Raw genomic sequence first — 13910 nt, 5'->3', positions numbered from 1 at the left:
TAACCTCATAATATTTGTAATACAATGAAACAACAAGAATTATGAGGTTTTGTAATGATGAAGAATAAGACGTATAATCGTAGGAATTTAACAGTTGTTGTTTCTATCATAATTTTAGTATCCGCATGTTTGATGGGAAGACTTGCCTATTTAATGATATTTAAATCTGAGTATTATGCCGCAAGAGCGAAAGTCTTACATGAGAGAGAGAGAGCAATTAAAGCTGAAAGAGGAATTATCTATGATAGAAATGGTGTTGCTATTGCAACGAATAAGCCGGTTTCTACAATCTCAGTGATTCATAGTCAGATAACTGATCCAGAAAAAGTAATTGATGTACTATCCTCCTTGCTTAGTTTGAGTGAAGATAAAGTGAGAAAAAGAGTTGAAAAAGTATCTTCTATAGAAAAAGTAAAATCAAACGTAGATAAGGAGATTGCTGATAAAATAAGAGAATACGATTTGGATGGAGTGATGGTAGATGAAGATTATAAAAGATATTATCCATTTAGTTCATTGGCATCAAAGGTTATAGGATTTACAGGATCCGATAATCAAGGAATCATAGGTCTAGAGGTTAAATATGAAGATTTCTTAAAAGGAATCGATGGCCAAATATTAACACTAACTAATGCAAGGGGAGTAGAGATTCCAAATGCAGCCGAAGATCGAATAGAACCACAAGCAGGAGATAATCTATATCTAAGCCTAGATGTTAATATACAAAAGTATGCAGAACAAGCAGCTAAGAAAGTATATGAGGCAAAACAAGCGAAAAGTGTAAAGGTAATTATTCTGAATCCTAAGAATGGCGAAATCTATTCTATGGTAAATATACCTGAGTTTGATTTGAATGATCCTTATACTTTAAATACTGAGGTTGGTACTACATTGACCAGTAAGCAGAAAAATGATCTTCTAAACAATATGTGGAGAAATGCATGTATCAGTGATACTTATGAGCCAGGATCTACTTTTAAGATTGTCACTGCAACTGCAGCGCTAGAAGAAGGAGTTGTAAAATTAACTGATAACTTCTATTGTCCTGGATATGCTGTGGTAGAGGATAGAAAGATTCGCTGTCATAAGACATCGGGGCATGGAGCTGAAACTTTTGTTGATGGAATTAAGAATTCATGCAATCCTGTATTTATCGAAATTGGTTCAAGAGTCGGTGCTAAAAATATGTACAAATATTATGATAGGTTAGGTCTGTTTCAAAAAACTGGAGTTGATGAGCCAGGTGAGGCTTCCTCTATTTTTCATAAGATAGATAATGTTGGTGCGGTTGAGTTAGCTACTATGTCTTTTGGTCAATCTTTTCAGATAACGCCTTTACAACTATTAAAAGCAGCAAGTTCTATCGTAAATGGAGGTAATGCAATTACTCCTCACTTTGGTGTTAAGATAACAAATGAACAAGGAGATTTGGTGAAAAATCTTACTTTCAAGACCAGTGATAATGTTGTATCTAAGAAAACAAGTGATACGATGAAGGAACTATTAGAAGCAGTTGTAACTTCTGGTGGTGGTCAAAGAGCCTATCTTCCTGGATATCATATTGGAGGTAAGACTGCGACATCTCAGAAACTTCCAAGGGGAAATGGTAAGTATATCTCTTCTTTTATTGGATTTGCACCGGCAAATGATCCGCAAGTAATGGCAATGGTTCTAATTGATGAACCAGTAGGTATTTATTACGGGGGTACAATTGCAGCGCCAGTTGTGAAAGAAATATTTGATAATATCCTTCCTTATCTCGGAATCCAACCAAGGTATACCGAAGAAGAAATGAAAAAAAATAACATTGGTGAAATAACAGTACCTAATTTAGTTGGTATGGATTTAAAAAAAGCAAAAGAGTTAATCTCTACCTATGAATTTGGAGAGATACATTACCTAGGAGAAGGCACAAAAGTGGTGGAACAATTCCCATTAAGTGGTGAAAAAGTTGATAAGAATAGTAGCTTGATTCTATACTTGGAATAGAATATAATGTTATGTGGCTTGTGCCAAAACCGTTTTTGCATGTTTGGTAAGAGCTACAATATAAATATATAAAAGGTATACATATGAAAATACGAGGTGAAGAAAATGAATTTTGATGTTTTTATTCCAGTTCTAATTGCATTTGTAATTAGCGTAATTTTATGTCCGATTATGATTCCGTTTTTAAAGAAATTAAAATTTGGGCAATTTGTAAGAGATGATGGTCCTGAATCACATTTAAAGAAATCAGGTACACCTACAATGGGTGGACTTATCATTCTTTCAAGCATTGTGCTTACGTCACTATTTTATATAAAGGATTATCCAGATATACTTCCTGTTTTATTTGTTACATTAGGGTTTGGTATCATAGGATTTTTAGATGATTATATTAAGGTAGTTAAGAAGAGGTCACTAGGTTTAAGAGCTTGGCAGAAGATGTTTGGTCAAATACTTGTAACTGCAGTGTTTGGATACTATTTAGTGAACTTTACAGATATTAGTACAAAGATGTTGATTCCATTTAGCGATGGAAAATATTTAGATGTGTCCTACTTGTTTATACCATTATTATTCTTTGTAGTACTTGGTACAGTAAATGGTGTTAACTTTACAGATGGTCTTGATGGTTTAGCTTCTGGAGTAACTGTATTAGTAGCAACTTTCTTTACAGTTGTAGCAATTGGTACACACAGTGGAATATCTCCAATTACCTGCGCGGTAGCAGGAAGTTTATTAGGATTTTTACTATTTAATGTATATCCTGCAAGGGTGTTTATGGGAGACACTGGTTCTTTAGCATTAGGCGGTTTTGTAGCTGCATCAGCATATATGTTACAAATGCCTTTGTTTATTCCAATCATAGGATTTATTTATGTTTTAGAAGTTGTTTCAGTAATGTTACAAGTAAGCTATTTTAAAGCTACTGGTGGAAAAAGAATCTTTAAGATGGCCCCAATACATCATCACTTTGAGTTATGCGGTTGGTCTGAGACTAGAGTTGTAGCAGTATTTTCAATTATCACTGCTCTATTATGCCTAGTAGGTTTAATGGCTTTATAATATATGGAAATAATTTCTATGGGTTGATGGTATCATATGATATTACAATTGATACGATATAAATTGAGTAATTATAGTTTTTAGGATTCAGTGTGAAAGAAATACAGTTTCACACTTCCTTATTTATCTGTCGCTAGCGGCGGCAGATAAATAAGGAAGAAGTGATAAATAGATAGAAAAATGATGATTTAATCATTGTTATAAAAAGATAATACATGAAGATGTCTGCCTAGTAGTAGACAGGGAGGAATTCGTATGACATTGGAAGAGAGAAAAGTATTAGTAGTAGGAACTGGTAAAAGTGGAATTGCTGCAACGAATTTACTAGAAAAAGTTGGGGCTATAGTAACGCTTTATGATAGCAATGATAAGGAAACAGTAGATAATGTGAAACATAAATTACAAAAAGGCAGCATTGCGAATATAATCATTGGTGAGTTAACAGATGACATAAAGAAAAGTATAGATCTAGTTGTGCTTAGTCCCGGTGTTCCAACTGATTTGGAATTTGTGAATGCATTTCGTGATTCTGATATACCAATCTGGGGAGAGGTTGAATTAGCATATCAATTATCAAAAGGTAAGATTCTTGCTATTACTGGTACGAATGGAAAGACTACAACAACGGCGTTAGTGGGCGAAATTATGAAGACATATTTTGAAAGTGTATTTGTAGTAGGAAATATAGGAATTCCTTATACAGATATGGTTCTTGATATGAATGAAAGTTCCGTTACTGTTGCAGAAATGAGTAGTTTTCAATTAGAAACAATACATGATTTTAAACCCAATGTTAGTGCAATCTTAAATATAACTCCTGATCATTTAAATAGGCACCATACATTAGAAAACTATATTAGTGCCAAGGTAAATATTACAAAAAATCAAGGCAAAGAGGAAACCTGCGTTCTTAATTATGAAGATAGTAAGTTAAGACAAATTGGTGAGACATTAAATACAAACGTAATATATTTCAGTAGCCAAAGAAAACTTGAAAAAGGTATCTATTTACAGAATGAAAATATATATCATAACTTAAATGGAACAGAGACTCTTGTATGCAATATTCATGAACTAAATATTATAGGAACTCATAGCTATGAAAATGCAATGGCAGGTATTGCAATGGCTTTAATGATAGGTGTTCCAATCGAATATATTAAGAAAGCAATTACAGCATTTAAAGCTGTAGAACATAGAATTGAGTATGTAACAACAATCAAGGGAGTAAAATACTATAATGATTCAAAAGGAACGAATCCTGATGCTGCAATTAAAGGAATTCAGTCGATGACAACACCTACCATACTAATTGGTGGAGGTTATGACAAGGGTTCTGACTATGAAGAATGGATCAATGCTTTTGATAATAAAGTAAAATACTTAATTCTATTAGGTCAGACAAGGGAGAAAATCGCTACGACAGCTAAGAAATTAGGTTTTCATAATATCATCATGGTGGAAAATTTAAAAGATGCTGTAGAAGTAGCAGCTAGTAAATCAGAACCAGGCGAGAGTGTCCTGTTATCACCAGCCTGTGCTAGTTGGGGAATGTTTAAAAGTTACGAAGAAAGAGGAACCTTATTTAAAGAGTATGTAAATAATCTTAAGGAGTGATTCAATGACTAGAGCCGATCGAGAAATGAGCAGAGGAAGAAGAAAATTTCATAGCTACTATGACTATAGCTTACTATTTCTAACATTATTTTTGGTGTGTTTTGGATTAGTCATGATATATAGTACAAGTGCATATAACGCATTACGAGTTTTTGGAGACCCTATGCATTTCTTTAAAAGGCAAGGAATCATTGCTCTTGGTGGGGTTTTTGCAATGTTAATTGTATCTAGAATTGACTATCGAATATATTTTAGAAAACTACCGGTATTAAAAATAAGACCAGTTATTCTATTGTATATTGCAGCAATATTTTTTCAAATACTTGTATTGATTGTTGGTAATGAGATTAATGGAGCAAAGCGTTGGATTGATTTAGGGCCACTTGGTACTTTTCAGCCTTCCGACCTTTCAAAAGTAGCTGCTATATTATTTATTGCTTTTATTGTAAATATGGCACCAAGAAAATTAGATAAACTAAGCGGATTTATTAGGGTATCATTATATGTTGCTCCATTGTTAGCGTTAATTGCGAAAGAAAATCTAAGTACAGCAATTGTTATTGCAGCCATTTTAGTTGTTATTTGCTTTGTGGCGAGTAGGAAAAAATCATATTTCTTTTTAGTAGCAATTGCATTGGTATGCGTAGGCGCTGCTTATATTATGTTTGTAGGATATCGTGCAGAAAGAGTAAAAGTGTGGCTGAATGTAGAAACTGAGCCTAAGGGTTATCAAATATTACAAGGCTTGTACGCAATTGCATCAGGAGGAATTTTTGGAACTGGATTAGGCCAAAGTATGCAAAAACTTGGATTTATACCTGAGTCACACAATGATATGATCTTTTCAGTTATCTGTGAAGAGTTAGGATTATTTGGTGCAGTAGCCATTATTTTGGTGTTTCTTCTATTAATATGGAGATTATTTATCATAGCAATCAATGCCCCTGATTTATATGGAGCCCTAATTGCAGTTGGTGTTTTGACACATATTGCAGTTCAAGTAATATTAAATATCGCCGTTGTTACAAATTCAATGCCTTCCACGGGTATTCCTATGCCTTTTATCAGTTATGGAGGTACATCGGTATTTATTCTGCTAGTTGAGATGGGAATTGTGCTAAGTGTATCGAATCAAATAAAATATGAGCGTTAGTCTGGATAGACACCAATATAAGCATATTCAAGGTAGCTTTTCCTTATACATAGAATTTTCAAAATAATCACAGAAAAATGAAACACACATATAATACTAATATATTTCCCTAACCGTTTGGGGTGTGAGTTTTGTCTACGATTGAGATTATTGGAGGAAAACATTTATACGGTGAAGTTAGTATCCAAGGTTCAAAGAATGCTGTATTGCCTATTTTGGCAGCTTCTTTATTAAATAAAGGTGTTACTAAACTAAACAATTGCCCAAAGATATTGGATGTTATTAATATGATAAAAATATTAGAACATCTAGGCGCACTTATTATCTGGGATCTAGACTCACTTATCATTGATACAAGTAATCTTACAACAACAGTAGTCCCAGAGCAGTATGTAAAAGAGATGAGATCTTCAATTATTGTGCTTGGTTCCTTACTAGCAAGGCAAAAAGAAGTTACCATAACGTACCCTGGTGGATGCTCTATCGGAGCTAGACCAATTGATTTACATTTATCCGCTTTAAAACAACTCGGTGTTGAAGTTCTTGAAGAAGATGACAACTTGATATGTAAGGCAGAAAAAATTGTAGGAACTGAAATAACTTTAGAGTTTCCAAGTGTAGGAGCTACTGAAAATACACTACTAGCTGCTGTATTAGCTGAGGGCGTTACAACGATAAAAAATGCTGCAAAAGAACCTGAGATTGTAGAACTATGTTGTTTTTTAAATAGTTTGGGCGCAAAGATTACTGGAATAGGTAAAGATGAAATAATAGTTCAAGGCGTTGAGAAATTACATGATACTACGTATACCTTGATAGCAGATCGAATTGTTGCAGGGACTTATCTTGCTGCAGTACAAGGAGCTGGTGGCAAAGTTACTTTAAGGGATATAGATGATAGTCAGCTAGGAGCGATTCTTAGTATATTAAGAACAACGGGAAGTCGTATTACTTCTGGTAATGATTTTATTCAAATAAAAGCAAATAGAAGACCAAAAGCTGCAGATATTATTCGAACGAAGCCATATCCATATTTTCCGACGGATATGCAATCGCAGATGTTGTCAGTTCTAAGCCTGGCAAAAGGTACTAGTATAATGATAGAAAATATCTTTGAGGCTAGGTACAAGACGGTACATGAACTTATAAAAATGGGAGCTGACATTACGGTTGAAGGAAAAGTTGCGATTATCAAGGGTGTTAAAAAACTATATGGAGCTAATGTCAATGCCTCAGATCTTAGAGGCGGGGCTGGACTGGTAATAGCAGGCTTAATGGCGGAGGGATTAACAGTAGTTAATAATCCGATATACATCGAAAGAGGATATGAGGATATCTGTAGAGATTTGGCGATATTAAGTGCAGATGTAAAGAAGGTATAGAGTTATATGTTTAGATAGTGGGGAGTAATGAGAAAAGAATTTTCGCGCTCCCCCTAATTAAATAAAGGTAATGAGGTGTGTGAAATAAGTGACAATTTATGATACAATTCATACAATTACAAAATGGTACAAGCAGTGGTATTGTGATTGTATGAATTGGCTCATAATTTGAGAGTATTGTACTGATGCCAAAATATGTGGAGTTTCATCAGAATGGAGTATAATATGAGGAGAGTGCGAGGGTTAAAACAAAATAAAATTCCAAATGTATTTCGAGTTTTTTTGATGGTATTAGCAATAATTATATTTATTTGTGTTGCTTTTTTTGCAACATGGAATATTAATACAATTCATGTAAAGGGAAGTAATCACTATTCGGATGATGTTTTAATAGACAAAATAGTGAAAACTAAATTTGATCATAATACCATATTGCTTTACTTGAAGAATAAGTATTTAAAGCAAGAAAGTATTCCATTTATTGAACGAGTAGATGTTGAGATTGCAGGAAAAAATGCTGTGAATCTCATTGTTTATGAAAAAACAATAATTGGATGCGTAGAGTATATGGGACAATATATGTACTTTGATAAGGATGGTATTGTTGTTGAAAGCTCAAATAAAAGAGTAAAGAACATTCCTTACATTTCGGGACTAGAATTTGATAAAATAATTTTACATGAAAAGTTAGAAATATCAGATAATAAATTATATAGTACAATTCTAGAATTAACTCAGCTCATTAACAAATTTGAGTTAAATATAGACAAGGTAAGCTTCAATTTAGAACAAGAAGTAACCTTGTATGCTAAGAAAGTAAAAGTATTATTAGGTAAAGGAAAATCCTATGATAAGCAATTATCTGCTCTAAAAGATATACTACCGCTGTCTAAAAACTTAAGCGGAACTATAAATCTTAAAAATTATAAACCTGGAGATGACATTATATTCGAAAAAGATAAATAAATAAAATGACGATATCGAATGATTCGTCTCATTTTGGAAAAATTTAAATAACCTTGTAAAAGAGGCCTTGAATGATACTAAGTTGTATTAATTTATTCGAAAATATTGAAAATAAGGGTTGATTATTTTTGCAATAAAAGATATTATAGAGTATAAGTATACAGTTAATCTGATAGAGTACATATGCTGAAATGGGAAAAAATGTAATAATGTGTGAAGGAGGAAGTACCTTGCTTGAAATTAGAACAAACGAAGCTGATTCATCTGCTAAAATAATCGTAATTGGTGTTGGTGGTGCAGGGAATAATGCTGTTAATAGAATGATAGAGGAAAATATTATTGGTGTTGATTTTATTTGTGTAAATACGGACAAGCAACACTTAAAGAATTGTAAGGCTCCAACGTGTATACAGATTGGTGAAAAATTAACCAAAGGGTTAGGTGCGGGAGCACAACCAGAAGTTGGCGCAAAAGCAGCAGAAGAGAATCGTGAAGAGTTGACTGAATTAATTAAAGGTGCGGATATGGTATTTGTTACTTGTGGAATGGGTGGTGGAACCGGAACAGGTGCTGCACCAGTTGTTGCTCAAATATCAAAAGAAATGGGTATCTTAACTGTAGGTATCGTTACAAAGCCATTTAAGTTTGAAGCAAAAGCTCGTATGAATAATGCTATTAATGGTATAGAAAGATTAAAAGAAAATGTTGATACGTTAATTGTAATCCCTAATGATCGATTATTAGAGATTGTAGATAGAAGAACCACAATGCCTGATGCATTAAGAAAAGCAGATGAAGTATTACAACAGGGTGTTCAAGGAATCACAGATTTAATTAATGTACCTGGTTTAATTAATCTTGACTTTGCAGATGTTCAGACAGTTATGAAGGATAAAGGTGTTGCTCATATCGGTATTGGTTTAGGTAAAGGGGATGAAAAGTGTATTGATGCAGTAAAACAAGCAATCACAAGCCCACTTCTTGAGACTACGATCGAAGGAGCTACTCATGTTATAATAAATATATCTGGTGACATAAGTTTAATTGAAGCAAATGAAGCAGCAACATTTGTACAAGAATTGGCTGGTGAGACTGCAAATATTATCTTTGGTGCAATGTATGATGATACTCATTCAGATGAGGCAACTATTACAGTTATCGCAACTGGCCTAGATGAGAAATCAGTAAATGAATATGATAGAAATATGGGTTATGCAAATAATCAAATGCAAAAGAGAGATATGGGATATCAAAGCAATGCTTCCATGGGTACAAGCTATAATCATAATAATTCTTATAGTAATAATACCTCAAGCAATTCAACTGCGCAAAGAACTACAACAAGTGTAAATGCAAGTAATGGTTCTGCAGGCGGTAATGGATTTAATAATCCTGGATATAATAATGCTGGTGCAAACAATCATGGTTCAAATAACCAAAGTTCAAATAACCAAGGTTATAATAATCAAAGCTTTAGCAATAACTCATACAATCATCAATCAACTCAACAATCTACAACTAGTCCAAGTGATCATGGTATTAAGATACCAGAATTTTTACAAAAAAATAGAAATCAGAAATAGTTTTAAATTAATATATGTTAATGTAAAGACCTTAAGGGTAATCCTTAAGGTCTTTTTGTGCTATTATGGCTCTTTATCAAGTGATTCGGTGAAAGGTACGTTGTACACTCACTAACATTCAATATACAATCCTTATTCTCGAAACCTAGAGCTTCAATTGGATGAAAATAGGACAAAATATAACAGAAATGTATGGACTTTATGTTTGAACAAACAATATTTTCAAATAATATAAAACCTTTACCAAAAACATGTAAAAAATTGGAAACAAAAACAACGATAAAATAACCAATATTTGACAAATTAATATGTACTAAGGATATATAATATGTTTAGCTTAGACAGAAGTAGATAGGTGGAGGTGAAAATTGTACCTTGAGATATATGCGGATACGTTATTTTTAATTAATTTTTGTATGGATGTCTTTTTACTTATTGGTGTTAAGAAAGTACTGGGGCTGTCAAGCAAGTGGTATAGAATTGTATTAGCAGCTACAGTTGGTTCAGTACTTATGTGTATAATGGCTATATTTCCATATCTTAATCTTATGATAAAAATAGTGATAATGTATCTAATTGCAACAACACTTATGGTGGTGATTGCATTTTCATATAAGAATTTTAGGAATACACTAAAAGAAGTATTGATGTTATTTATTGTTACCTTCTTTATAGGAGGGATATTAAATTCAATTTATTATTACACTGATTTGGGTTTTTACTTCCGCGAGCTATTGAATGGCAGGCTGTATATGAATCGCAATATTAGATTTTATATTAGTGGGATAATTGCATTACTTCTTGTTTTAAAATTGGTTATTCCTTATTTGGTTCATCGTAAAGATTATTGTTCGAATCTTTATGATGTTGAGATTACATTTTGTGGTTTAAAACAACAGGGAATTGGCTTTTTTGATACAGGTAATGAACTGTATGATCCATTTACTAGAAAGCCTGTATTGCTAGCAAATTATACATTTATGGATAAACTATTTGATGTACCATTAAAAGAATACTTAAAAGCATATTATAAAGCACAATTAAATGAGTCTTACTCAAATACTAGTATTACTATTGAATATGCGGATAAAATAAAATTTATACCATTTCATTCTGTAGGGAAGAAAAACGGTATTTTAATTGCAGTAGTATGTGATGAAATTAAGATAATAAATGAAAATGAGACAAAGACGCATGAAAATGTGATTATTGCAATATATGATGGAGAATTATCAACGAAGGATGATTATCAAATTATATTACATAAGGAATTATTATAATAGGAGGAAAAAGACATGTTACTAAAAATTTCTATCCCAAATAAGTTTCAATTTAGGGTGATACCAGACTTTAGAAATATATTCTTCTCACAGAGAGGAGATATTCACTACATAGGAGGTGCAGATGTATTGCCAGCACCATTAGACCCATTGGAGGAAGCGGAAGTAATTAGTAAAATAGGTACAGAATACGATGGTGAAATGAAATCCATATTAGTGGAACATAATCTAAGACTTGTGGTTTACATAGCTAAGAAATTCGATAATACCGGAGTTGGAGTTGAAGATTTAATCTCAATCGGTACAATTGGATTGATAAAGGCAATTAATACGTTTAATCCTGATAAAAATATTAAGCTAGCAACTTATGCATCTCGTTGCATAGAAAATGAGATTTTGATGTATTTAAGAAGAAATAATAAAACAAAATTAGAAGTATCCATCGACGAACCACTTAATGTAGACTGGGATGGAAATGAATTATTGTTATCCGATATTCTTGGAACGGATGAAGATGTTATTTATAAGAATATTGAGGATGAAGTGGATAGAAAACTTCTGAATAAGGCACTATCTAAATTGTCTGAGAGAGAAAGAATCATTGTGCAATTACGATTTGGATTAAATACGGATGATGGAAATGAAAGAACACAAAAAGAAGTTGCAGATCTACTAGGTATTTCGCAATCTTATATTTCCAGACTTGAGAAAAAAATTATTAAGAGGTTAAAAAAAGAAATCGTTAGATTAGAATAAAACTGAAAAGAGGAAATTTTTACATTTTCAATTTAAGTATAAAGAGGAGCTTTATAGTAAATCATTTATGTATAGTATTATCAATTGAATGAATTATATGTTTAGTTGTTAATTTAGCATTGGAGGTTTCTATATGGCTCTTTATAAGGTTGAAATATGTGGCGTAAATACAGCAAAATTACCCTTATTAAAAAATAAGGAGAAGGAAGAACTTTTTGAAAAAATTCTAAAAGGGGACAAAGAAGCAAGGGAACTGTACATTAAAGGTAACTTAAGATTAGTTCTTAGTATTATACAAAGATTTTCAAATTGTAATGAAAATGTTGATGATTTATTTCAAATAGGTTGTATCGGTCTTATGAAAGCGATTGACAATTTTGATGTAACACAAAATGTGAAATTTTCCACTTATGCAGTGCCAATGATTATTGGTGAGATTCGAAGATATTTAAGAGATAATAATAGTATTCGTGTTAGTAGATCACTACGAGATACAGCTTATAAAGCAATTTATGCAAAAGAGGCTTTAACACGTAAGAATGATAAGGAACCAACAGTATCAGAGATTGCTGACGAAATTGGAATTCCAAAGGAGAATATAGTATTTGCCTTAGATGCAATTCAAAGTCCTGTATCATTATATGAGCCTGTATATTCGGATGGTGGCGATACTTTATATATAATGGATCAAATTAGTGATAAGAAAAATAAAGAAGATAACTGGATTGAAGAGATATCATTAAAGGAAGCAATGAACAAGTTATCTGATCGTGAAAATAATATAATAAAATTAAGATTCTTTCAAGGAAAAACACAAATGGAGGTTGCTGATGAGATAAATATTTCACAAGCGCAGGTCAGTAGATTAGAAAAAAGTGCATTGAAAAATATGAAAAATTATTTGAAACAATCTTAATGAATATGGTAACGTAGATACCCTAAGAAATAAGGGTTCTACGTTATTTTAATTATCGCTTATATCTATAACTTAAAGTGAGATTAGGAAAGAAAGTGAGTAAATCAACTAGTAAACAAGATTAAGGCTCTTGACACTTTAACCAATTATTTAATAATAGGATGTTTTCACCAAGTAAATTTCAATATTTAGTTCACTTGATATTAGTAATTTCATATAATATAGCAAAGGTTATATATGGAGAGATATATGCGTATATGTGAATTAAGACAAAAAGAAGTAATTAATTGTAAGACATGTAAAAGATTGGGGTATGTCGCAGACGTCGAAATCGAGATAAAGTGTGGTAAAGTTCTTGCTATTATTGTACCTGGACCTTGCAGAATATGGGGAATAGTTGGGCATGACCATGAATATGTAATACCATATAATTGTATTACTCAAATAGGAGATGATATCATAATCGTTGATGTGGATGAAGATAAAGTGTATCAGAACGAAAAGCCTTGTTAAGTAACTATTAGCTTAAAGATTTTTCTTGACGTACTACAGATTCTTTTCTATAATCAACTTAAATTAAGTAATGTTATTATACGAAATACAAAGAGTAGATGCAGGAGGAAGTATAACAGTGAAATGTCCGTTTTGTGGTGAAGAAAATACAAGAGTAATCGATTCGAGACCAGCTGATGATAATAGTTCTATTCGTAGAAGAAGATTATGTGATGAATGCAAGAGAAGGTTTACTACATATGAAAAAGTTGAAGCAATCCCACTAATCGTAATTAAGAAAGATATGAATAGAGAACCATATGAACGTTCTAAAATTGAAGCAGGGGTATTCCGTTCTTGCCATAAGAGACCGATATCTGTGAATCAGATGAATGCTTTAGTTGATGATATAGAGAATACTGTGTTTAATTTAGACGAAAAAGAAGTGCCTAGCAGTAAAATTGGAGAAATTGTAATGGATAAGCTAAAAGAATTAGATCCAGTAGCTTATGTAAGGTTTGCATCCATATATCGTGAATTTAAAGATGTTAATACATTTATGGACGAGTTAAAAAAGATTCTAGATAATTAAATAGTATGATTCGAGGGTCAAAAGCCTTATTTTAGTTTACTAAGTGTATATCGCTGTATAATTATGAATTTAGGCTACCTTTCCCTCAAGCATCATATTTTTAACAAGCCTCAGAACAAGTA

The 13910-nt window shown here is 32.3% G+C and carries 12 protein-coding genes; all 12 read left to right on the top strand.

Annotated features, from left to right (window positions below; translation table 11 throughout):
- The first annotated feature begins 57 nt into the window (after positions 1 to 57).
- Positions 58 to 1989, top strand: a complete 1932-nt coding sequence (locus bsdtb5_RS14370) for a penicillin-binding transpeptidase domain-containing protein (RefSeq protein WP_271716116.1) — start codon at positions 58 to 60, stop codon at positions 1987 to 1989.
- A gap of 105 nt (positions 1990 to 2094) precedes the next feature.
- Positions 2095 to 3051, top strand: a complete 957-nt coding sequence (gene mraY / locus bsdtb5_RS14365; RefSeq protein WP_271712667.1) for a phospho-N-acetylmuramoyl-pentapeptide-transferase — start codon at positions 2095 to 2097, stop codon at positions 3049 to 3051.
- 255 nt (positions 3052 to 3306) lie between these two features.
- Positions 3307 to 4668 (top strand): UDP-N-acetylmuramoyl-L-alanine--D-glutamate ligase, encoded by a 1362-nt coding sequence (gene murD, locus bsdtb5_RS14360; protein WP_271712666.1) that lies wholly within the window; start codon positions 3307 to 3309, stop codon positions 4666 to 4668.
- 4 nt (positions 4669 to 4672) lie between these two features.
- A complete protein-coding gene (locus tag bsdtb5_RS14355) occupies positions 4673 to 5821 on the top strand; it encodes an FtsW/RodA/SpoVE family cell cycle protein (protein WP_271712665.1) in 1149 nt (382 codons plus the stop codon).
- Between the two features lie 131 nt (positions 5822 to 5952).
- Positions 5953 to 7203 (top strand): UDP-N-acetylglucosamine 1-carboxyvinyltransferase, encoded by a 1251-nt coding sequence (gene murA / locus bsdtb5_RS14350; protein WP_271712664.1) that lies wholly within the window; start codon positions 5953 to 5955, stop codon positions 7201 to 7203.
- 225 nt (positions 7204 to 7428) lie between these two features.
- Positions 7429 to 8169, top strand: coding sequence for a cell division protein FtsQ/DivIB (locus tag bsdtb5_RS14345; RefSeq protein WP_271712663.1), 741 nt, complete (start codon positions 7429 to 7431; stop codon positions 8167 to 8169).
- A gap of 230 nt (positions 8170 to 8399) precedes the next feature.
- The gene (ftsZ, locus tag bsdtb5_RS14340; protein WP_271712662.1) at positions 8400 to 9752 is read left to right on the top strand and encodes a cell division protein FtsZ; all 1353 of its coding nucleotides are present in this window, start codon (positions 8400 to 8402) and stop codon (positions 9750 to 9752) included.
- A gap of 368 nt (positions 9753 to 10120) precedes the next feature.
- On the top strand, positions 10121 to 11032 hold the full coding sequence (locus bsdtb5_RS14335) for a sigma-E processing peptidase SpoIIGA (RefSeq protein WP_271712661.1): 912 nt from the start codon (positions 10121 to 10123) through the stop codon (positions 11030 to 11032).
- A gap of 15 nt (positions 11033 to 11047) precedes the next feature.
- On the top strand, positions 11048 to 11788 hold the full coding sequence (gene sigE, locus bsdtb5_RS14330) for an RNA polymerase sporulation sigma factor SigE (RefSeq protein WP_271712660.1): 741 nt from the start codon (positions 11048 to 11050) through the stop codon (positions 11786 to 11788).
- Positions 11789 to 11921: 133 nt separating this feature from the next.
- Positions 11922 to 12704 carry an RNA polymerase sporulation sigma factor SigG gene (sigG, locus tag bsdtb5_RS14325; RefSeq protein WP_271712659.1) on the top strand — a complete coding sequence of 261 codons (783 nt, stop codon included), beginning with the start codon at positions 11922 to 11924 and terminating at the stop codon, positions 12702 to 12704.
- 249 nt (positions 12705 to 12953) lie between these two features.
- Positions 12954 to 13217: a PRC-barrel domain-containing protein gene (locus bsdtb5_RS14320; protein WP_271712658.1), complete on the top strand. Its 264-nt coding sequence runs from the start codon at positions 12954 to 12956 to the stop codon at positions 13215 to 13217.
- A gap of 118 nt (positions 13218 to 13335) precedes the next feature.
- A complete protein-coding gene (gene nrdR / locus bsdtb5_RS14315) occupies positions 13336 to 13788 on the top strand; it encodes a transcriptional regulator NrdR (protein WP_271712657.1) in 453 nt (150 codons plus the stop codon).
- The last annotated feature ends 122 nt before the right edge of the window (positions 13789 to 13910 follow it).

The organism is Anaeromicropila herbilytica (assembly GCF_016591975.1).
GTDB classification, from domain to species: domain Bacteria; phylum Bacillota; class Clostridia; order Lachnospirales; family Lachnospiraceae; genus Anaeromicropila; species Anaeromicropila herbilytica.
The sequence above is the reverse complement of the archived record's forward strand: the minus strand, read 5'-3'. Positions and strand labels throughout refer to the sequence as shown.

Coding starts and splice junctions, on each gene's coding strand:
- bsdtb5_RS14345 (WP_271712663.1), top strand. CDS start 7,429: ATGAGGAGAGTGCGAGGGTTAAAACAAAATAAAATTCCAAATGTATTT.
- bsdtb5_RS14355 (WP_271712665.1), top strand. CDS start 4,673: ATGACTAGAGCCGATCGAGAAATGAGCAGAGGAAGAAGAAAATTTCAT.
- bsdtb5_RS14370 (WP_271716116.1), top strand. CDS start 58: ATGAAGAATAAGACGTATAATCGTAGGAATTTAACAGTTGTTGTTTCT.
- sigG (WP_271712659.1), top strand. CDS start 11,922: ATGGCTCTTTATAAGGTTGAAATATGTGGCGTAAATACAGCAAAATTA.
- mraY (WP_271712667.1), top strand. CDS start 2,095: ATGAATTTTGATGTTTTTATTCCAGTTCTAATTGCATTTGTAATTAGC.
- murD (WP_271712666.1), top strand. CDS start 3,307: ATGACATTGGAAGAGAGAAAAGTATTAGTAGTAGGAACTGGTAAAAGT.
- sigE (WP_271712660.1), top strand. CDS start 11,048: ATGTTACTAAAAATTTCTATCCCAAATAAGTTTCAATTTAGGGTGATA.
- bsdtb5_RS14320 (WP_271712658.1), top strand. CDS start 12,954: ATGCGTATATGTGAATTAAGACAAAAAGAAGTAATTAATTGTAAGACA.